This is a genomic window from Allobosea sp. LC85, from assembly GCF_000735605.1.
GTDB lineage: Bacteria > Pseudomonadota > Alphaproteobacteria > Rhizobiales > Beijerinckiaceae > Allobosea.
The window spans coordinates 72,106-92,480 of sequence record NZ_JPKG01000058.1; the positions used below are offsets into that span (position 1 = coordinate 72,106).

Annotated in this window: 24 protein-coding genes; 10 read left to right on the top strand and 14 right to left on the bottom strand. The window is 64.0% G+C overall.

What is annotated here, in order from left to right:
• Positions 1-115 precede the first annotated feature (115 nt).
• From FG93_RS25920 to ald, 6 genes are all read right to left on the bottom strand, one after another.
• Positions 116-490 (bottom strand): hypothetical protein, encoded by a 375-nt coding sequence (locus tag FG93_RS25920; protein WP_152579634.1) that lies wholly within the window; start codon positions 488-490, stop codon positions 116-118.
• 50 nt (positions 491-540) lie between these two features.
• A complete protein-coding gene (locus FG93_RS25925) occupies positions 541-828 on the bottom strand; it encodes a hypothetical protein (protein ID WP_043240396.1) in 288 nt (95 codons plus the stop codon).
• Positions 829-973: 145 nt separating this feature from the next.
• Positions 974-1,645 (bottom strand): DUF6766 family protein, encoded by a 672-nt coding sequence (locus tag FG93_RS25930; RefSeq protein WP_052514213.1) that lies wholly within the window; start codon positions 1,643-1,645, stop codon positions 974-976.
• Between the two features lie 90 nt (positions 1,646-1,735).
• Positions 1,736-2,350, bottom strand: coding sequence for a cysteine hydrolase (locus tag FG93_RS25935; protein ID WP_043240398.1), 615 nt, complete (start codon positions 2,348-2,350; stop codon positions 1,736-1,738).
• 94 nt (positions 2,351-2,444) lie between these two features.
• Positions 2,445-4,199 carry a DUF1236 domain-containing protein gene (locus FG93_RS32060; protein WP_081881887.1) on the bottom strand — a complete coding sequence of 585 codons (1,755 nt, stop codon included), beginning with the start codon at positions 4,197-4,199 and terminating at the stop codon, positions 2,445-2,447.
• A gap of 125 nt (positions 4,200-4,324) precedes the next feature.
• Positions 4,325-5,446, bottom strand: a complete 1,122-nt coding sequence (gene ald, locus FG93_RS25950; RefSeq protein ID WP_043240405.1) for an alanine dehydrogenase — start codon at positions 5,444-5,446, stop codon at positions 4,325-4,327.
• A 352-nt stretch (positions 5,447-5,798) separates the two neighbouring features.
• Here ald and FG93_RS25955 point away from each other — a divergent pair, with 352 nt between their 5' ends.
• The 3 genes from FG93_RS25955 (at position 5,799) to xth (ending at position 8,319) form a co-directional block, all read left to right on the top strand.
• On the top strand, positions 5,799-6,455 hold the full coding sequence (locus tag FG93_RS25955) for a cupin (protein ID WP_244448740.1): 657 nt from the start codon (positions 5,799-5,801) through the stop codon (positions 6,453-6,455).
• 309 nt (positions 6,456-6,764) lie between these two features.
• Positions 6,765-7,196, top strand: a complete 432-nt coding sequence (locus FG93_RS25960) for a hypothetical protein (RefSeq protein WP_052514215.1) — start codon at positions 6,765-6,767, stop codon at positions 7,194-7,196.
• Between the two features lie 331 nt (positions 7,197-7,527).
• Positions 7,528-8,319: an exodeoxyribonuclease III gene (xth, locus tag FG93_RS25965; RefSeq protein WP_043240408.1), complete on the top strand. Its 792-nt coding sequence runs from the start codon at positions 7,528-7,530 to the stop codon at positions 8,317-8,319.
• Positions 8,320-8,634: 315 nt separating this feature from the next.
• On the opposite strand, the gene FG93_RS25970 is transcribed toward xth, so the two are convergent.
• Together FG93_RS25970 and FG93_RS25975 are read right to left on the bottom strand one after the other, a co-directional pair.
• Positions 8,635-8,832 (bottom strand): hypothetical protein, encoded by a 198-nt coding sequence (locus tag FG93_RS25970; RefSeq protein WP_043240629.1) that lies wholly within the window; start codon positions 8,830-8,832, stop codon positions 8,635-8,637.
• A 220-nt stretch (positions 8,833-9,052) separates the two neighbouring features.
• Complete coding sequence (locus tag FG93_RS25975) at positions 9,053-9,733, bottom strand: antibiotic biosynthesis monooxygenase (protein ID WP_043240411.1); 681 nt, start codon at positions 9,731-9,733, stop codon at positions 9,053-9,055.
• Between the two features lie 237 nt (positions 9,734-9,970).
• Between FG93_RS25975 and FG93_RS25980 the strand changes: the two genes are divergently transcribed.
• On the top strand, positions 9,971-10,309 hold the full coding sequence (locus tag FG93_RS25980; RefSeq protein WP_152579635.1) for a hypothetical protein: 339 nt from the start codon (positions 9,971-9,973) through the stop codon (positions 10,307-10,309).
• Between the two features lie 239 nt (positions 10,310-10,548).
• Positions 10,549-10,752 (top strand): hypothetical protein, encoded by a 204-nt coding sequence (locus FG93_RS25985; RefSeq protein ID WP_043240416.1) that lies wholly within the window; start codon positions 10,549-10,551, stop codon positions 10,750-10,752.
• A gap of 83 nt (positions 10,753-10,835) precedes the next feature.
• Here the strand turns inward: FG93_RS25985 and FG93_RS25990 are convergent, their stop codons facing one another.
• The 4 genes from FG93_RS25990 to FG93_RS26005 form a co-directional block, all read right to left on the bottom strand.
• Complete coding sequence (locus FG93_RS25990; RefSeq protein WP_043240419.1) at positions 10,836-11,249, bottom strand: hypothetical protein; 414 nt, start codon at positions 11,247-11,249, stop codon at positions 10,836-10,838.
• Between the two features lie 71 nt (positions 11,250-11,320).
• Entirely contained in the window at positions 11,321-11,866 is a 546-nt protein-coding gene (locus FG93_RS25995) for a hypothetical protein (RefSeq protein WP_043240421.1), read from the bottom strand.
• Between the two features lie 357 nt (positions 11,867-12,223).
• Positions 12,224-12,514, bottom strand: coding sequence for a hypothetical protein (locus FG93_RS26000; protein WP_043240424.1), 291 nt, complete (start codon positions 12,512-12,514; stop codon positions 12,224-12,226).
• 253 nt (positions 12,515-12,767) lie between these two features.
• A complete protein-coding gene (locus FG93_RS26005) occupies positions 12,768-13,520 on the bottom strand; it encodes a siderophore-interacting protein (RefSeq protein WP_052514216.1) in 753 nt (250 codons plus the stop codon).
• A gap of 297 nt (positions 13,521-13,817) precedes the next feature.
• On the opposite strand from FG93_RS26005, the gene FG93_RS26010 reads away from it, so the two are divergent.
• The 5 genes from FG93_RS26010 (at position 13,818) to FG93_RS26030 (ending at position 16,809) form a co-directional block, all read left to right on the top strand.
• On the top strand, positions 13,818-14,456 hold the full coding sequence (locus FG93_RS26010; protein WP_043240427.1) for a class I SAM-dependent methyltransferase: 639 nt from the start codon (positions 13,818-13,820) through the stop codon (positions 14,454-14,456).
• 159 nt (positions 14,457-14,615) lie between these two features.
• Entirely contained in the window at positions 14,616-14,993 is a 378-nt protein-coding gene (locus tag FG93_RS26015) for a hypothetical protein (protein WP_043240430.1), read from the top strand.
• Positions 14,990-15,229, top strand: coding sequence for a hypothetical protein (locus tag FG93_RS26020; protein ID WP_043240433.1), 240 nt, complete (start codon positions 14,990-14,992; stop codon positions 15,227-15,229). The genes FG93_RS26015 and FG93_RS26020 overlap by 4 nt, the downstream gene beginning before the upstream one ends.
• Positions 15,230-15,319: 90 nt before the next feature.
• On the top strand, positions 15,320-15,703 hold the full coding sequence (locus FG93_RS26025) for a nuclear transport factor 2 family protein (protein ID WP_052514217.1): 384 nt from the start codon (positions 15,320-15,322) through the stop codon (positions 15,701-15,703).
• Between the two features lie 287 nt (positions 15,704-15,990).
• Positions 15,991-16,809: an MBL fold metallo-hydrolase gene (locus FG93_RS26030; RefSeq protein WP_043240438.1), complete on the top strand. Its 819-nt coding sequence runs from the start codon at positions 15,991-15,993 to the stop codon at positions 16,807-16,809.
• A gap of 93 nt (positions 16,810-16,902) precedes the next feature.
• Here FG93_RS26030 and FG93_RS26035 read toward each other — a convergent pair whose 3' ends face one another.
• Together FG93_RS26035 and FG93_RS26040 are read right to left on the bottom strand one after the other, a co-directional pair.
• Positions 16,903-19,422 carry a rhomboid family intramembrane serine protease gene (locus tag FG93_RS26035; RefSeq protein WP_043240441.1) on the bottom strand — a complete coding sequence of 840 codons (2,520 nt, stop codon included), beginning with the start codon at positions 19,420-19,422 and terminating at the stop codon, positions 16,903-16,905.
• Between the two features lie 137 nt (positions 19,423-19,559).
• Positions 19,560-20,375, bottom strand: a complete 816-nt coding sequence (locus FG93_RS26040; protein ID WP_043240443.1) for an ABC transporter permease — start codon at positions 20,373-20,375, stop codon at positions 19,560-19,562.

The window sequence follows — 20,375 nt, forward strand, 5'->3', positions numbered from 1 at the left end:
TCGTATCCGGTCCGATGATCTAACCTTCCATGATTGCATCGGCTTTCCCGAACACCGCGATCCACTTTTCGGGCCGATGCTTCAGACGTGACGGGGCTGCCCGTCGAATGCAGGCTCACGCGTCGCCCGACACCTCGTGGCGACTTTTTCGGTGTCCCAGCCGACGGCCGATCGCGGCCGCTGCGCCACCGACGATCATTCCGCTGACAGCCGGAATCCAGGCCTTGTGGTGACCGAGTTCGGGCATCGCGGCGAGAGTGACGACTTTAAGGTCCGGCGCGGCGTGCCGGCGCCGGCCGACAAGGATGGCGACGACCATTGCCGAAACGGCGAGCAACAGCAGCATCGCTGCCACCAGGAGGCCGGCCTGCACCGCCCCGGACATGGAAGCAAGCCACGCGTGAAGCGCGTCCAACGCATAGCCTGCGGCACATATGATCAGAAGTCCGGCGGCCCCATAGAGCCCGTAGACGGTCGCGATCCTTTTCAATCGACCGACGATTTCTGCCGCCAAAACCCTGCCTGGCCCCGCGAACATCCCTATCGAGCCACGCTGAAGCCGACGAACAAGCCGATCATCGCCGCAAAACCGACCGCCTGAAGCGGTTTTTCGCGAATTTCGTCAATGATTCGCTGCTGCAAACCGGCGGCTCGTTCGCTCGCGATGTCGACGAACCGGTCTGTCACGAACGCAGCCTCGTCCACTGCTTCGCCGGCGGAATTTGCCAATTCGCCAATCCCGCCGCCAATGTCCTCTGCAGACTCGGACATGTCCTGCTTACGGTTCTTGGCACCAGTGCGCCTGGGCTTCACGGGATCTGCGGCCATCGTCGTCTCCCACGCTGAAACGGATCATTGGCGGCAACGCACATGAATGCCGCCAGTTCCGCCGCGCGCGTCAGAGATTGGCATCGCGGAATGCTGCGGCTTCGGTCGCCGACGAGCGGGCAGCACGGCGCGGCATGGGTTGAACTCAAGCGCCCGTTTGGGAATGGGGAGCCTCGACCGGTTTGGACTCCGGCGAGCCGCGGAAGCGCAAGAATATCGACAGGACAATGAGCACCGCGGTGGACAGGAACTCGGACTGCCAGTTCTGGAACGACTCAAACCAGAATCGCGCATCGAGAAGATAGGCAAACGCAGAGATTGTCGTCTTGCCATGCAGGAGCGCTTGCTCGTTCGCAGCCTTCAGGCTTCCAAACCAATGCATCGCAAATGAGAAAACGAACAGCGCGACAAGTGCGACGCCGAGCGAGACGGCGTAGAGCTGCTTCCACCATCCCCCTTTGGCCACTGGCCACGGTGCCGATCGTGGATCGATCTGCTTCGCCGGTTCTTCGCTCTTGTCGGGGTCTTTGGATTCAGCCGATCCTCGCTGCACCAGGACCGCTGTCAGCATCACGTAAGTGGCCATCTGAAGAAACTCACTCTCCCAGTTCTCGAACAGGGCTGAGATGAACTCTCCGCTCGTCAGGTATTGGAAAAAGGTCTGACCGGCCCGCCCGTGAGCAATCAATTCCTCGCTCGAAGAACGCCAGCCTGTCAGCGCCATGCCGATGAGAGACACCGCGAACATCAGCGCGAGCGCGAGGGTCAGGCCATTGTCTCTGATCCAGGAGGTCCGCCGCGATGGTTGGTCCGCCATGACGTTTACCTTTCATCGCTCCGAGGAAGGTCACACGGCGATTGAATGGAGGGAGCTGCCAATCCCGGCATCATTCATGGCGCCTCAGGGTTAGTCCGTGTTTCGTGGCCAGGCACGAAGGATCTCCTCCGCTTCTGCAATTGCGAGCTGGTGCGCAAACCGTAGCTCGAACATCGTGATCAGAGCGTCATGGCCTGCATCTGACGAGCTGCAGACTGCATCGCGCGCAACCACAATGAAGAACCCGAGATCGATCGCTGCCAGGATGGTGGACAAGACGCACACATCCGTCTCGGCCCCGGAGACAACGAGCGTGTCGACCTTCCTCTCGCGGAGCAGGGAAACCAGCTTGTGCCCGCCGAACGCAGAGTAGACGGGCTTGTCGTAGACGAGCGCCGGGGGAACGAAAGCAGCCAGTTCCGGCATCAGATCCAGAAGTCGGGGATCCAATCGGTCGCGTGTCGTCTCGCGCCAGTGACGATAGTAACCGCGCCAGGCTCCCTGCGCGCTGTCGGGGGTTGGCGGTGGGATGAACCGGGTGAAAATCGTTCGCTCGCGAGCGTGAGCGGTCAATTCGGCGCAAGTCGGTAGGACGCGCTCCATCCACGGAGTCGGCCACGGGCCGTCGGTGGAAAACAAGCGCTGCATGTCGATGCAGATGTGAAGGGAACGCGACGATAGTCGCAGCCGCTCGGCACTCGACATGGGCCACCCGGTTTGGCTCAAGAAGCAGACGCTGTCTGGGCGATTGGATGCGGCAATCGATGTCGGCGCATCGATTGCCGCATGGCATCATCGGTCATTCGATGGTGTCGACGACCTGGCGGCTCTGTGGCTCGACGATCAGGACATCGTCGCCGATGAGCGTATAGTGGTAGCCGCGAAGCCTCTGATCGCGCTCCTCCACCTCGGGGGGTAGCGGATGAAGGACGATCTGGCTTGGCAGGACGGCTCCCCGCAAGCCGTCGATCCCCTGAACCTCACCGGGTTTGGCGTTGCCCAGGATGATCCGCGCAAGGTCATGTCGATCACCGGAAGCGCGCGCCTGGCTTGAGAGCGCACCGGTGGTCTGCGGAGCTGCAGACGCCGATCGCGACCCGCTCTTGTCGACGACCTCGACAATGCGATGCGTCCTCGGCTCGACGATGGCGACTTCGTCGCTCTCCGTCATGATATACTGATATCCGCGCCAATTTGGATTGGCTTCGACCAGTTCGACCGGAAGGTCATAGTAAGGTGCGCTCGCGGGCAGGACGACACCTTGCTGAAAGACGATCTCAGCCGGCCGGCGCCAACGCCTCACATCGCGCCGGGTTTCGAAGGCGGCGTAGATATCGACGGTCCCAGCTCGGCCGCCACCGCGATCGATCACCTCGACGATGCGTCGGCTGCGCGGGTCGACAATGATGATCTCCCGGTCGGAGACGGTGTAGCGATAATCGCGATATTGCGGCCTGATGGCGGCAATATCGCGAGGCAACGGCTGGAGCTGCACGCGAGATGGCAGCGCAGCGCCGACCGATACGGAGATCCCCAGATTCTGCACCGGGCGGATCTCGTTGCGTTCGACCCGCTCGCGCACCGTATCGGCGATCCGCTGACTGTCGGAATCGGCACGCGCTCGTTCGGCGCTCTGGCTTCCGGGAGAAGCCCGATTTTCTGCGGGCGAAGGACCGGCCGTTCCAGGCTGCGCCGGACTGGGGCGTTGTGCAGTGCCCGGCCGCTCTTCGTCTTGCCGGGTCGGTGCAGGTCGTGCCGTACTCGGATCCTGGGTCGGCGCAGGCTGCGCGGTATTCGGATCCTGGGTCGGCGCACGTCGCGCCGTGTTCGGATCCTGGGTCGGCGCAGGCCGCGCCGTGTTCGGATCGGTGGGGCGTCGATCTGGCCGCTGAGGCTGCGCGGTTTCAGGTGAACCGGGCCCGCGGGTGTTCGGCTGAGCCCGATCGGTATCCCTTCGGTCATTTCGTTCGTTTTGCCGCTGGGCCTGACCGCGCTCTTCAGGTTGCCCTCTCCGCAACTCTTGCTGAGCACGCGGGTCCGCGGGCGGGGTCGGCTGCTCGCGCTGGACCTGTTCGCGCTCACGCCGAGGCATCTGGCCCCGCGGCGCTTCGGGGCCGCGAGGCTGTTCGATCTGAGCACCGCGTCGTTCGCCCGGTGACTCGTCGAGGCGCTGTTGCGGCGCCCCACGGTCGCTCCCGGAAGAGCGCGGGGCCATATCGCCCTGCGCCGGTCTTTCGGCGCGACTGCGCGGCATCTCATCGGACTGACCGACGATAGCAGGCTGCGCCCATGCCAGCCCCGAATGGGCAGCAAAAGCGATGACCGCAATTCCTGTAAACCGTTTCATGGGATCTACTCCCCTGGTGTTTTCCAATGGGTACCAACCCCGCAGGCTCGAAGGGTGTTCCCATTTTCTGATGGGCAGCCGGTCGCGTGTTCGCCGCGATTCCACGAAGCGGAGGGCAACATCGAGGCTCTGCCTTAGGAGAAGATTCTGCTGCAGCAGGCTGACGCAATCGCTCCGGCCGGGTTGCTTGGCCCAGGCCGCGAGCATGCTCTAAACTATGAGAGTCGAACACGTTTTCTGCGTTTGGACGTTTTCGTCCAAACGCAGCGTGATCTCGACCGCTTTTTATCGCGTCGAGGCGGGTTTTGCCTCGCTCCCCGGGAGCTTTGCTTTCATTGGCGGCTAATGACCGCGAGAGGATCGACGAAGGGCAAGCTTTGAGCCTTTGCGACTGGCTCGCAGGTGACCTCACCAGCGCACACATTGAGGCCATGGCGCAAATGAGGATCCTGTTTCAAGGCCGTGCGCCAGCCGTGATTGGCGATGGCCAGCACGAAAGGCAAGGTCGCGTTGTTGAGCGCGAAGGTCGAGGTGCGGGCGACTGCGCCAGGCATGTTGGCCACGCAGTAATGGACGACCCCATCGACGATATAGGTCGGGTCGGAATGCGTGGTGGCACGCGATGTTTCGAAGCAACCGCCCTGGTCGATCGCTACGTCCACGACGACGGAGCCCCGCTTCATGGTGCGGATCATATCGTGGCTGACCAGCTTGGGCGCCGACGCTCCGGGAATGAGCACCGCACCAATCACCAGGTCTGCTTGCCTCACGAGTTCCTCGATCGCCGCTTGCGTAGAAAAGACCGTGGTAATCGCATTGCCGAACTGGTTGGACAGGCGCTTCAGAGGCTCGCCTGAGCGGTCCACCACCGTGACCCTTGCACCCATGCCAATGGCGATCGTCGCCGCATGTGTGCCCGACACGCCGCCGCCGAGTATGACGACAGATGCTGCGGGAACACCCGGAACCCCACCCAGCAAGATGCCTCGCCCCCCTTGGGCCTTCTCCAGCGCGTGCGCGCCCACCTGGGGCGCAAGCCTGCCTGCCACTTCGGACATGGGCGCCAGAAGCGGCAGCGCGCCGGAGGGAGAGGTGACGGTCTCATAAGCGATACAGATCGCCTTGGATGCGATGAGGTCCCGGGTTTGCGCCGGATCGGGAGCAAGGTGCAGATAGGTGAACAGGATCTGTTCGGGCCGCAAACGCTTGCGCTCCTCGGCCAAGGGCTCCTTGACCTTCACCACCATCTCGGCTTCAGCGAAGATCCTATCGGGACCGTCCACCATCTTGGCGCCGACCGCTATGTAATCCTCGTCCGTGATGCCAGCGCCCAAGCCTGCTCCGGACTGGACCATGACGTGGTGCCCATGATGAACCAGCTCCCGCACGGATGACGGGACGAGGCCCGTACGCGCTTCGTTGTCTTTGATTTCGGACGGCACGCCAATGAGCATGGAAGCTTCCTCCAATAGAGCCAAGGCCGGTGAACTGGGCCAATATGCGCGCCTATGATTGCGCGGCTGGCAGGATAATTCATCCGTCTATTAACGGCTCCCATGCGGTCATGATCTTCGGCGAAGCCGCTCGACCGCCCTTTCGACGATCGCCCGTCAAGGCCGATGAGGATGTGCGGCCGACCGTCCGTCACCCAGCGTGCCCTGTCCTCCTCCCGTGTGCCGGCGAAAACTCCCGGCCGTTCCAGAAATCTCGAGCCGTTCCCCACGGCCACAGCCCTTCTGCAACGGCACGCCCGCACGTTCCGCTCTCGTGCGCTCGAGCACCGGACCGGAAATGGTATCCGGTCCGATGCTCGAGCCTTTTGTGTTTGCATCGGCTTTGCCCCGAAAACCGCAATCCACTTTTCGGGCCGATGCCATAGGCCGAACTTTTGTGAAACGCGCGCGTTACCCCGCGGTCCTCTTTCATCCGGGGAAGGCTCCGGCAATGGCAACGATATCGACGACGGCTATTCACCTGGAGGAGCGCGCGTGGATACCCAACAATCCACGCTTGCCCGTGATCGTCTATGACGCCGCATTCCCTGGAGAGGGGGGAGACGATCTCGCGACGGCCATGGAGGCGCGCTTCGGCGCGAATGGCTGGCCGGCACAGTGGCGAAATGGGATTTACGACTTTCACCATTATCACTCGCAGGGGCACGAGGTCCTCGGCATTGCGGCCGGCTCAGCAGAGGTGGTGCTCGGTGGGCCGAAGGGGCGGATTTTAGCAGTCCGCGCCGGCAACGTTTTGCTGCTCCCGGCCGGCACCGGACATTGCCGTGGCAATGCCTCCAGCAACTTCCTCGTGGTTGGAGCCTACCCACCCGGTCAAAGCGGCAACATCATTCGCGACGCACCGACCAGCGCGATCCGCGAGGCCATTGCGCAGCTGCGCTTTCCGCCGATGGATCCCGTGTATGGGCAGGATGGACCGCTAACGCAGCATTGGGCCAACAATTTGTAAGCGCTGCATCGAACCAGTCGGCTCTCGTAGGGTCATCCATGCCGCCGTCAAGGCGCTCTCGCAAAAACTGAGGCCGCGGCTGCGACATCCTCACCCTTCACCGGGACGAGCTCTCCGGGGGGAGCCGGAAGCCCGCCAACGAGGGGGAAAACCATCTCCCCGCCGACCCGCAAGCGATCAAGACCTCGCAACCTGCGCCTGTGACTGGGGCGCCGCCGGCCGATACAGGTCGGCTCGTGGAACATTCGAAATCGCCCCGGCGTTTCCCGATCGCGGTCGTCCGTGCCTTGAGCAACGGGAGCAACGATCATGGATTCCACACGCTATCTCGCTATCGCCTGTATCGTCTCCGCTTTTCAGGCCAGCACAGCAATCGCCGGTCCCTGCGCCGGGGAGGTCGAAACCCTGACGAAGACATTGGCTGCCACGGATGCGGGGGCCGGCCCAACCTCGGGCGGGGCGGGCACAGCCCAGCCTGGTGCCGGGCCCGCCCAGCACCCGCCAGCCGAAATCATGGCCCGCGAAGCTCAGGGCAAGGCGGCGTCGCCAGAGGACGTCCGCCGCCAGACCCAGGGCCAATCCACCGCCGCCGAGCAGGCAAAGGGCGCTCGCCCGCCTGGCACGACGAACAAGGCTGAAGCGTCTGCTGCGCTCGATCGGGCCAAGGGCCTGGATCGTGCTGGTCGCGAGGCCGAATGCATGGAGGCGGTGAAGCAGGCAAAGCGGCTGATGGGGTCTTAGATCATCGGACCGGATAACGTATCCGGCCCGATGATCTAACCTTTTTGTGTTTGCATCGGCTTTGCCCCGAAAACCGCAATCCACTTTTCGGGCCGATGCTTTAGGCGAACCGTCGCCCGCGATGATCTGCCGGAACTGTCGATGTCGTCGAGGCCTGGTGCGATCGGGCCTCCGACCTGCAAGGCCCCGTCCATCCGAGCGGCCATCCCGGCCGAATGGCCTCCGGCTGAGCGCGCAGCCGTGCCGCACATCCCTTGTCCAATTCCATGCCTCGCCCAATTCCATGCCGCGCCCAATTCCATGCTGACCAGCGGCTGATGCGGTCATTCCGGTGAAAATCGCGACCTTCAATGTGAACGGGATCAATGGCCGGTTATCCGTCCTGCTGCGTTGGCTCGCAGAAGCCGAGCCCGATATCGTCTGCCTTCAGGAGCTCAAGACATCGCAGGGAACGTTTCCGGCAGGTGCCATCCGTGATGCCGGCTACGGTGCCATCTGGCTGGGGCAGAAGAGCTGGAACGGGGTCGCGATTCTGGCGCGGGGTGCAGAACCGATTGAAACACGCCGCCACCTGCCCGGCGACGAGGCCAACACGCAGAGCCGGTATATCGAAGCGGCCGTAAGCGGCATATTGATCGGGTGTCTGTACGTGCCCAACGGCAATCCGGCCCCGGGCCCGAAATTCGACTACAAACTGAGGTGGTTGGAACGGTTGCTCGCGCATGCCGACACCCTCCTGGCCCACGAGGTCCCGGTCGCGCTGATCGGCGACTTCAACGTGATCCCGACTGAGCTGGATGTCTACAAGCCGGAGCGCTGGCTGGATGACGCCCTGTTCCGGCCCGAAATCCGCAGCGACTTCCATGCGCTCGTCGGCCAGGGGTGGACGGACGCCGTGCGCAAGATGCATCCGGACCAGCCGATCTACACGTTCTGGGATTATTTCAGGAATGCATGGGGTCGAAATGCCGGTCTTCGCATCGACCATATGCTTCTGAGCCCAGAGCTTGCGGGGCGGCTGAGGGCCGCAGGCGTAGACCGTGACGTGCGCGGTTGGGACAAGGCGAGCGACCACGCCCCGGTTTGGGTCGAGTTGCGTGAGAAGCGTAGCAGAGCCAGGTGACAGTCCTGCAATCCAACCGGCCAGTGCCGACCCTGAGGAACGTCTCGTCAGGTCAATTCTTCTTCACCGGACGCCCGGGGTCGAGCGCGCTTGGCGAGCTGGAGGGCTTCGGGTCGCCCCTTGCAGACGTGGCATTCGCGCCGTCGCCGGCCGGCTTTGCCCGTTCGTCTGTCGGCATGCCCGATCCCGGCCGCGGGCGGCTATCGCTTGTCCGTCCAGGCTGCCCCGTCGGCTTGTCTTGTTTTCCGGTCGTCATGTCCGCCTCCTTTGTGGTCGAGGTTTTGCCCATTCACCGGACAATCGCATGCTCGCCCGCTACACGACGCCACCATCTTCCCCGCGGACGCAGACACTGAACAATCGGTGGTCCCCGTCCGGCATTGCTGCGCGCGCCATATCGGGCAGAGCGTCCAAGGCCGATCGCCGCGCCGCTCGGTCGTCGGGACGTTCGAGTCCTTCCTCGTCGATTTCGACGACGTCGCCGTCCGTGCTGTCGAAGAAATAACGGGTCATGCTCACACCGCGTTCGCGGGAGTTCATGAAGGAACGCAATGAGAGAGCGTCCGTTCCTTGCCCAGCGCGGCCCTTCGTCACTCTCCGCCAGAAGATGGCGGGAGGCGGGCCTGACGGTGCCGCTGATGCCTGGTTCGCAAGCGATGAAGCTGGTGCCTGTCGTCACCAAGCCGCCTGCCGCGCCCGTGAGGCTTCCAGTGCCGGACGTCAGCGTGGCGTCTTATCCGGCACTCCGCCGAGAGGGGACGTCGAGGTAATATTGCGGAGCCTCGCGCCGGTCGAACATGCCGTAGTCGCGTATGACGCGCACATGGCGAAGCCTTTGTCCCGCGAGCGACGCCTCGTCCTCAAAGCCCTTCGCTGCGGTCTCGTCTCGCCAGGACATCAGCAGGATCAGGTTGCCGGGCGTCAGCACCGCGTCGAACACGTCCCATGACAGCAGGCCGTCGGCTTGCGGGAGCAGGCCGAGAGACGCCGCGCACGCGGCCGCACCTGCCTCCTCGCCGACATTCTCCGGCCCGGAACCCGTCACCAGCGTGACGGTCGTCCCCTCGCCTGCTTCGGTCTCGTCCAGGCGCTGCTGCTGGAGCCTGTGGCCTGCGGGGATCTGCGTGTCCCGCGTGACCTCCCCGACGCGCAGGTGATAGTCGAGGAAGATCTCGGACCGGCCCTTTTCCTGCGCGATGTGGTGGCGCATCGTCGTGCGCCAGCGGACCACCGCCTTCTCGTCACGCCAGCTGGAGAGCGAGAGAAGCCAGCCCGCCCGCGTCATGCTGCGGTAGCGGATATTGTCGACGAACCCGTCCACCGCCTCCAGTTCGGGCCGCAGCGACCTGGCCACGCCGAGATAGGCATCCCAGTGTTCCGGCGCCGGACGCACTTCGAAGATCACAGAAAACATCGGCCTCTCCCCGGTTCGAGCTATTCGCGTCACACAGCGGCGATGCAGTCCATCTCGACGGCGAAGCCGCCATTGGCACACGAGCGATGCAGCCGGCTGGCTGGATTGGCATTTCGCCGTTCATCCGTCGCGCCGCAGAACGCGCAGATCCGCGCCATGCCCGAAAATTAACATTCGTTAAGGCCGCCCTGTCACCGGGAACATATCGTCTCGCCGATGGAGACGGGGGCTGCCGGCATGCCGACCTTAAGCAGTGTAGTGTTTCTACCATGGTATGAGCAGGAAGATTACACCCGTCTTCGCCAGATGAAAGGCGGCGATCATCTTCCACCGGATTATAATGATTGGCGCACTCAGGCCGCAGCGCATGCAATTCGTCTATTGGAGACCGGCTCTTCGGCGCAGATCGTACGACTGAACATAGAAGGCTATTTTGCCTGGCTTGAGCAGCTTTGCCTCGCGGACACGACGCGGGCTCGCCAGCTGTATCTCGCCCATGTCTCCAGCGAGGCCGGATGTGACGCGCGGGACATGTATTGGCCGGAATGGCCGATGAAGCCGATTGCGGCAACCTAACGAGGTTCGATGATGCCCTTACCCGCTGACGGTGTCGCGCGAAGGCTTCATGCGATCCCGAAGTGTTCAACGGCTGAACGTATGATCACGGAACCCGACAATCCTTTTCAGGTTTTCTGTCCAGGTCCTGCCGCTGGGAAGTCCTGCCGCCGGTAAGTCCTGCCGCCGGGAACAAGCCGGTTCGCCAGCATCTTTAGACGCAAGGAATTAACGGGAAACAACAGGGAGGGCATCGGGGAATGGACACCAAGGAAACGCTCACGGTGGCGAAGCTGAAGCAGATGATCATCACTGCAGACGCGAACGAGGGCGCGGTGATTTTCCTGGAAACGGATTCCGAGGCCGCCCTCGAACTTCTCATTGGGCCCGAGGTTTTGGCCGCTCTTGAGGTCGCGCTCGTCAAGGCTGCCGCTGTGCACGCGAAACATCACCAGGTTCAGTGATCCTGAAGGCGCCAACCTCAAGGCCACAGGCAGGCTCCTTGTCCGCCATGGCAAGGCGGTTCCGCGGCGAGGCCGGACGGCGATCAGTCATCCTGCCGGCGGCTGGGCTGCGGGTGCAGAACCCGGTCGCTATCCATGGCCTCGCGCTGCTTCAGAAGTTTGTCGAGCCGGTCCTGTTGCTCGTTGATCCTGTTCGCGATGGCTTCCTCGGCCCCGGATCCGGTGGTCGCGGTGGCGCGCTCCATCAGCTCTGCGATAGTCCGTCGGGCGATCGAAATCTGCCCGTCCAGATCCTGCTTGAAACCGCTCTCAGGCATTGGCTGATCCTCCGCGGGGAAGCCGGGACGAGCCAACGGCTGCTCAAAGCGAGGCTGGCGGCAAATATGGGGTCCATCGGCGTAGCGGATCCGACATCGACGCTGAGAGCGACTGTCCTGGATATGCACGGCAGTGATTTCACCGAGATCGATGATCGGGCCGGTACCCGGTCCGATCATCTGGCCTTCGGTGTTTGCATCGGCTTTTCCGAAAGCCGCAATCCACTTTTCTGGCCGAGGCTTGGCGTTGGTTACATCGACGGCCTTACGAAAGGCGGGGCTTCCGGATCGAACTGCGTCCAGCCTTCGCGCTCATAGGCGGTTCTCCGATCGACCATATCGATCGGCGTCGCACCGTCCATGATCGCCTCCACGGTCGAGGCGTGTTCCTCGGCGACCCTGACCGACACGACACTGCCGCCTCGCCGGACTGTCTCGGCATAGCAGTGGGCATCTTTCTCATCCACCCCAGAACGCGTCAGGGCGCCGACGAGGCCGCCGGCTACGGCGCCCGTTGCGGCCCCCGCCGCGGTCGATGCAAGCCAGCCAGTTGCGACGACCGGCCCGATCCCGGGAATTGCAATCCAGCCGAGGCCCGCCAGCAATCCGGCGGCTCCGCCGATCAGGCCCCCGACTCCGGCGCCCTCTCCGGCGTGGCTTTCGCCATCGCGATCGACGTCATTGCGGCAGCCGATGACGCTGATATCCGCATCCTCGACGCCGGCCTCCTTCAATTCACGGACGACGGATTCAGCCTGATCAAAGGTATCGTACGAACGGGTGATCATCTGGGTCATCTGCGATGTCCTCAGTTGCGCGTGATGTTGCCGCAATCATCGACGCTGACATTGACCTGCTGGCCGCTATGCGCCGCCGTGCCCTTCCAGACACCGTTCTCGTCCTTCTTGAGGTCGGAAACGGTACTGTAGCCGTTTGCCTCGAGGGCCAGCTCGCAAGGTCAGAAAGAGGCCAATGCCGTGTTGCACGGTTGCGCTGCGCCTCCACCGAATGGGAGAGGCACCGTCTCCGCACCTCACTGCCCTCAGGGGCGACGCGGGCCAGCTTGGAACGAACGCCCTCGTCAGGGAGATGATCCAAGAGAACGAGGTCCAACCGCTCGGTACCAGCCCGCTCGCCAGTGAGAGCGGGCTCCCTTATTCCTGGCGCAGCTTCCCCAGGTTTCCGGGAAGACCCGAGAACGGCAGATCGTCCTCCGTCAGCAATTGGCCGCCTTCCGGCTCGCCGTCATCCAGCTCGGTCGGCGCGAGCATTTCTGCCGCGACCGAGATAATTTCGGGCGATGGCTGGGTGTCTTCCTGAAGCTGCCATTCGACGAATTCGCGGCTCTTGCCCGCCCCTTCAGCGAGCATGGCGACCCAGTCCTGATGAGGGTACTGGTCAGCCATCCTGAGCGCGAGTTCCCGGCCGTTTGCGATCGGTTCCATGGGCCTCATGATGCTGCCTCCTCTTGCTGAGGGAGCAACTCATTCTGGAACAGCGAGTTCCCGTCGGCGCCAAGCCCGCTGCCGTGAAGCCGGACATCCTGTAGAGCCATGGTTCAGAGAATGGCGTCGCGATACTTCACTGCGGCTGCTTAGATCATCGGACCGGGAAATCGTATCCTGTTCGATGATCTAAGCCTTTGTGTTTGCATCGGCCTTGCCCCGAAAACCGCAATCCACTTTTCGGGCCGATGCTTTAGCGCGCCCAATAGGCCACGATCTTCTGGCGCTCAGCGCCTGATTGCTTCAGCTCCTCGGACTGGGCGCGCAGCGTCCTGACGACGGACTTCTCGGCCGCGGCCCAGAGATAGGTCTTTCCGTCATCGATCTGCTCAAGGGGCAGCAGGTCGACCAGGCGGCTGCCGTCGGTGTCCCCATGAGCGAGATGGAACCAGGTCGTGCTTGCCCGGGGATGGTCAGGCAGGGGCTGCTGATGGGTTTCATCCGCCATCTCGAGGAAGACCCGGCTGGAGACTTGGCTTGGCGTCTGTTCGAGGATCCGTGCGACCGCCGGCAGGCCGGTGGCGTCCGCGATCAGGATCTGCCGCTCCAGCTCGTCGGGCCGGGCATAGAGCCCGCGCGGATTGTTGATCACGATCCGCTCGCCGAGTTCCGCATCGCGCGCCCAGTCGCTGGCCTGGCCGCCATCATGCACCACGAGGTCGACATCGAGTTCGCAGCGAGCCAAATCGAAGCGCCGGACCGTATAGGTGGAATAGCGGACGCGCTGCCGTTCCTCCGGGAAGGCCCAGCGCCCCTCGGCATCGATCGTCGGCAGGGTGAGTTCGCCAGTCGCGGGATCGGGGAAGAACAGCCGGATATATTCATCCGGGATCCCGGTCGAGCGAAAGCGCTTCAGGCCCTCGCCCGAAAAGGTCAGCCTGATCATGCCAGGCGTCAGATAGCGGCGCGCGACCAGCGTCGCTTCGTGGAACGGGTCTTCCGTCATTGATCTCTCACCCCGGCGCATCGGACAGCCAGCGCCAGTGCTTCTTCCACGGAGCAGCCCAGGCTGCAAGCGGCTTAGTCTTTGATTTATTTAGACTATCTCTAAACCATGGCGCCCCTGGAACCGCGGCAGGGCCGTTCTTCCCCTGCGCCTGGTCGCGTCTGTGGGGCCTGCATTGCCAGGAGTGACGTCGCGGCAAAGCCTCGATCGTAAGCCCCCTCGCCTGCGCCGCCCCGCCGCCCCGCGGCAATGTTCAATGCCCGCGCCTGTGCTAAAGCGCGACCAGGGGAGGCTGCCATGGCACAGATCGTGAATGATGCGCGTTTTTGGGACCGGTCCGCGCGGAAATACGCCGCGGGTCCGATCGCGGACATGGCGGGCTATGAGCGCACGCTGGAGCGCACGCGGCACCATCTCAAGGATGGCGATGCGGTCTTCGAATTCGGCTGCGGCACCGGCACCACGGCGCTCAGGCTCGCGCCCTTTGTCCAGCGCATCGTGGCGACCGATATCTCGGGCGAGATGATTGCGATCGCGAGGGGCAAGGCCGAGGCCGCGGGCTGCAGCCATGTCGCGTTCAAAGTCGCGACACCGGCCGAGATGCCCTGCCCTGACGGAACATTCGACGTCGTTCTCGGGTTCAATGTCCTGCACCTGATCGCGGCGCGGGAGGCCGCCTTGGCGAGCATCCATCGGCTGCTGAAGCCCGGCGGGATCTTCATCTCCAAGACGCCATGCCTCGCCGAGATGAACCTCTTCCTGCGTCTCGCCGTGCCGCTGATGCAGCGCGTCGGCAAGGCGCCCTATGTCAGCTTTCTCAGCACGGAAGAGCTTGAGCGCGAGATTGCGGCAGCGGGCTTCGAGATCATCGAACGCGAACACCACGCCTCGCGCGGCCGGGATGCCCGGCCGTTCCTGGTGGCACGGAAGCGCTGAAATCTCCCGGGAACCGCCCTGATCGAGCCGGCAGGCGCGGATGCGTCGAAGGGATGCGGCACTCGATCTGTGCGACCTCGTGCTCGTCGCGCTGTCCCTCCGTCATGCCGGAACTGGGGCCTGTTCTGGATCTGACGCTCGCCCCTTCCGACGAGCAGGATGGGCCGCGCGCGCCGGCGCGCTCGCGCTGGGCGTGAGTTCATCGGACCGTATCTCGTATCGGCTGTCCTGAAGACCGCGATCCATTTTTCGGGCGATGCTTTAGCCGTGGGCAAGGGCCCGAGCAGCTTGACTCCCCAATCTCAGAATGTTCCTATTTTGTTCTTGTTGCGAGAGCGAGATATGCCAGACGATCAGCCGGCCATCACGGTCATCACCGATCGGGAGATCGACGCGGTGCTGTGCGAGGCCAAGGGCGACGCGCGCGAGGCGATCCGCATGTTGCTGCACGATCTCGCAGTCCTGGCTACTGACGCCGAGCGGCTGGTCTCGAAAGGCTTTGTGCGCGGTCGGGCGCCGTGGAAGAGGATTGGATGATGGTGACGCGCACGCAAAGGCATTTCTCGCCCTATGACGCGGAGAAGTTGCTCGCGCTGGTGGAGAGCGCCCAGCGCGAAATTGGGCAGTATCAAGCGACGGTGCCGCTCAACTCGGCGATCCATACGGCACTGAAGGCTTTCAGGGACGCCGCGACCCTGCTCGCCGATACGGCGCGTGGCGATGTCGGGACCGGTCGGGCGATTCCGGGGCCGTATACGACGCCGGGGCGATAGACGAAGAATCCGGCGGGCCGCGGACATCGCAGCCCCCTTCCCCGGGAACCTGCTCCACTGATGCTCGTTCTTCGGCAAAGGAGAACAGCCATGTCCGGAAACAAGCAACAGATCATCGATCTCGAGACGCGCTTCTGGCAGTCGATGGTCGACAAGGATGCGAAGCTCGCGAAATCGATGATCGCTGAGGAATGTCTGCTCACCGGCCCGATGGGGGCGATGAAGATCGACCCGGACCGGTATGAATCCTTGACGGAAGAGGGCCAGTGGACGCTGCGAAGCTTCAAGCTCAGCGATGTCGACGTGATCATGCCGTCCGACGAAGTCGCCGTCATCGCCTACAAGGTGCACCAGAAGGGCGAGATGAAGGGCAAGCCCATGGACATGAAATGCGCGGACAGCTCGACCTGGGTCAGGGATGGACGGGCCTGGAAATGCGCGCTCCACACCGAGACGATGCTGCAGAATGCGTAGAGCGCTCATTTGACTGCGATGGGGCGTGAGCCGGTGATCCGATCGGGCGCCGGTTGCCGTGGTGGCTGGCGCCGATCCGGACGTCGCGCTCAACCGGCCAGATCATGCCCCGATCGCCGGGAAGTAGATCCCCGCCATGCCTTGCGCGCAATTTCACCTGCCTTCGACATCGCATAAAAGCAAGCAGGACGGGGCTCAGTCTGCGTCGGCAGGCTCTGTCTGCGCGAGGTGGTCGCTCGAATTTCGGGGCGGGTACTGCGAACAGCCTCCCAGCGAAGGATACGATATTGGCCTTTCTGACTGAACCGGAGCCGCCGCGTGGCCGGCCGATGGAGGTTGTCCCCGGCATCTCCCGTATCGTCGCCAATAATCCAAGCCTGATGACCTATCGTGGCACCAATACCTATCTGATCGAGGATGGCGACGGGTTCGTGGTTCTCGATCCCGGCCCCGACGATGCCGGGCATCTCGACGACATCATGCGCGCGACGGGCGGCGCGGTCTCGGCGATCGTGCTGAGCCACACCCATTCCGACCATCTCGGCGCGACCGCCGGCCTGAAGGCGCGCACCGGCGCCAGGACATACGCCTACCATCTCAGTGCCGATGACGCCTTTATCCCGGACATCCTGCTGAAGGACGGCGACACCGCATTGGGGATGACCGCGATCCATACGCCGGGACATGCCTCCGACCATCTCTGCTTTGCCTTCCGGGACGGCATCCTGTTCAGCGCCGACCACGTCATGTCCTGGTCGAGCAGCATCGTCGCACCGCCGGGCGGTGACATGGCCGATTACGTCCGTAGCCTGCGGCTGATGCTGGCGCGAGACGACAGCCTGTATCTGCCCGGGCATGGGCCGCCGCTGCCAAATCCGCAGCCCTATGTCGGCGAATTGCTCGCATTTCGCCTCAGGCGCGAGAACGCCATTGCCGATGCGCTGAAGGCCGGGCCGCTGGGAACCTGGGATCTCGTCGATCTGCTCTATTCGCAGACCGATCCGTGGCTGCGGCGCGCCGCCGAGCGCAATGTGACGGCGCATTTGCTCAAGCTCAGGGATGAAGGGCGCGCAGAGAGTTTCGATGAGAAGTGGGTTTCGGTCTGACGCGATCGGGGCGTTCGACCGTCTAAGCGGTTCGCAGCCGTTGCTCCTGAACCGCCGAAGGTGGCGTCGCGACGAATGGTTGGCCCGCGCCCCTCATTGCTCGATCAGGCGTCGCTCGGTCCGCGCGGCCGCCCATTCCACGAAGGTCTTCGGGCAATTCGTCGCCGCGTAGAACATGAACGGGTCGGCCTCGGCCCTGGCATTCTCCAGAAGGTACCATTCGCCAAGATAGAAATTCGCCTCGCAGGTCTGTTCGCCATGCTTGATCGGGTCACGGCTTTGGGTCGCCGCGCGGAAGGCGTTGCGATCGATCTCGCCGCGATAGAACTGGATCACGGGCGCCGGCCAAACCGCCATGTCGACGTCCCTTGCGGCGGAGGCGAGCCGGCCCCCTCGCCCCGAACGCGCGGAGACGATGTGCAGCCATAGGGCGGCATAGGCGTCATCCGGCCGTAGCGTCAGGGCCCGTTCCAGGCCCTGAATCGCTTCGTCGGGCCGGCCGTCGAAGAAGGCAAGCCAGCCGCGCAGGCGTAGCGCGTTGACATTATCCGGCTCCAGCGCGAGCGCCTGATCGAGCCTGGTGATCGCGTCGCGCTGTCGGCCCATGGCATCGAGAATGCCGGCCATGCTGACGAGCGCGTCGGCGCTGGACGGTTGCAGGCGAACCCGGACTTCTGCATCCGCGAGCGCGGCATCGAGCAAGCCAAGCGCGCGCTCGGCCTGCGCGCGCCAGCCATAGATCTCGGGCTTGGGCGGAGCCTTGGTGGCGATCGCGCGGGTGAAGAGGTCGCGCGCGTTTTCCCAGTCCTGCGCCTTTCGCCGCGCGTCGCCCGCAACAGCAAAGGCATTCTGCTCGATGATCGGGAGATCGCCGGGGGACAGGGCGGCCTGGGCCCTGCTGACAAGTGTCAAGGCCTTCTCACGCGCGAGCTTGTCGTTGCCGGCCGCGACGGCATGGGCGAGATGGCTGCGCGGATCGCGCGGATACTGGCGGACGAGCTCGGCGGAGCGTGCGAGCCATTCGGCGTCGGTCTTCGGCAGTTGCTCCGGTGGAATCGTCAACCGGGCCAGAGCTACGTCCCCAAAGCCCGCGCGCGGGATCGAGAGGAAGGTCAGGGCTGCGAGGCCGAGTGCGGCTGCAAGCGCGGGGCGCGCCCAGCGCGGGCGCCTCGTCCCGGCATCCCAGGACAGCAGGATCAGGGCGCCGAGCACGGCCCCGGTGAGCGCCCCGCTGCCATGGCTGGCATGGTCGAGTTGTCCAGTGGCGAGTCTGCCGCCAGCGACGAAGGTTGCGAGCAGGATCGCGACGCAGAATGCCTGCAACCAGAGACGGCGGGCATCGTCGGCAAGCCGGAAGCTCACCAAGAGGCCCGCGGCGATCACGGCCATGATGGCGCCGGAAGCCCCTGCACCGAGCAGGGTTGCCGGGTTCACCAGGATCGAACCGAGAGACCCCGCAAGCCCGCCGAGCAGGAAGATGGCGAGAAGCCAGCCCATCCCGAGGACCGGCTGGAGGAACCAGCCGGCGATCGCGAGGATGACGACATTGCCGATCAGATGCGCCACGCTCCAGTGGAGGAACATGGCGAGGACGAGCCGGTACCATTGCCCGGCCTGGAGCACGAGTTCGCTGGCGACGCCGCCGAACAGCACGATGGTCACACCAGTGACGCCAAAGCTCTGCGACCGGATATAGGTTTCGGCCAGTTCGGCGATGAAAACGAGGATGAGGAGAGCCGCCAGCGCGAGCGTCGCCCAAGGGAGGGACCGGAGGCCCGCGGACGGAGAGGCTTTCCCCGAAGCGTCGCCGGGAATTCCAGGTTCTGCACCAGGCTGCTGCTCAGGCGCGACCTCCCTGACCCCGTTCACGAGACGGAGCACGGTGGTTCCCGCAGCCTCGTCGTAGAAGGCATCGCGCCCTCGCGCGATCGCACTCAAGGCGGCGATCACCGCCATGGCGATCGGCAGATTGCCGAGGAAGCTCAGGATGGACGCCAGATCGTTCGGAAGCGGTACACCTAAGCGAACAGCCGCGAACAGCAGGACCGCCATTCCCAGCGACGCCACGCAGGGCAGCGCGAACAGCAGGTAGCGCCGGGCGAGCGCGGCGCGGATATCGGCTGCGACCGGCTCGTTCCAGCGCGGCACGACGCGCAGCGACAACAGATGGCGCCCGAGGCTCGGCACGCCCCTGATCTCCAGCAGCCACCGCATCAGCGCCAGCAGCGGCCATTGCAGGACCGAAAGGTCGAAGGCCAGCGTCATCTGGTCTTGCGCGTTCAGCGCATAGCTGAGCGAGGTCGTGACGCTTGACCCTGTCTCCTGCCGCGACAGCGTGTAGAACCGGGCGGTCGGCTGCCCCATCAGCGATTTCGTGCAGATGCTTTCCGCGGTCGGCCGGAAGCCGGCCGGAATCTCGATCGTCGCGGGGCGGCTTTGGGCCGGCCGGCAATCCGTCACGAAGCTGGAACCGTCGATCAGCGCCCCATTCGAGAGCGGAAACAGGATGGTCGCGAGTGACTGGGTGACAATCATCACGACGACAAGATCGATCAGGAAGGCAAGGCCGCGGCGCAGGACGCCGCCCTTCACCCAATCCGGTGCGTCACCCATGCCCCACCCCGATCATGGCCGGCAGCCTTTTGCGCTGCTTTGCTCGGCCGCAAGCTCAGGCTGTCATGAATAGGGCGCACCGTTCAGCTTGTCACGGCCTCGCCAAGTCTACGGACAAGGGACTGGCTCCATTGCCCTTATTTCTCTGCCTTGCCCAGCAGTTGCGAGGCGGCGAGCAGCAGCGAGGTGATCACGATCATGATCGTCGAGATCGCCGCGATGGTCGGGTCGATCTGGTCGCGCAGCGCCATGAACATCGCGCGCGTCAGCGTCGAGTTGTCGCCGCCGGAGACGAAGAGCGAGACCACGACCTCGTCGAAGGAGGTCAGGAAGGAGAGCAAAGCCGAGGTGACGATGGCGAAGCCGATCTGGGGCATCGTCACCTGGAGGAAGGCCTGCGCCCGGGTCGCGCCCAGGCTGCGGGCGACGCGCTCCTGGTCGAGATCAAAACTCTTCAGGGCCGAGCCGACGATCATCATCACGATCGGCACGGCGAGCATCGTATGCGCGAGCACGATGCCGAGGAAGGAATTGACCATCTTGAGCTGCACGAAGGCATAGAACAGCGCGATGCCGACGAGGATGACCGGAACGATCGTCGGCGTCAGCAGCGCCAGGATCACGACCCCGCCGAAGCGCAGCCGCGAGACATGCAGCCCATAGGCCGCGAGCGTGCCGACCGGAGTCGCCACGAGCGCCGTGCAGATGCCGGCCTTGAGCGAGGTCGCGGTGGCCGCCATCCAGCTCGGCGAGGAGAAGAAGGCCTCGTACCAGCGCAACGACCATTGCCGCGGCGGAAACTCCAGGTACTGCGACTGCGAGAACGACATCGGGATCACGATCAGCGTCGGCAGGGCGAGGAAGGCCAGCACCAGCACGCCGAGCCCGTAGAGCCAGAGCCGCGACCGGTGCGTGATCTGCGTGTCGCTGGCGGGACGATCGAACCAGCTCAT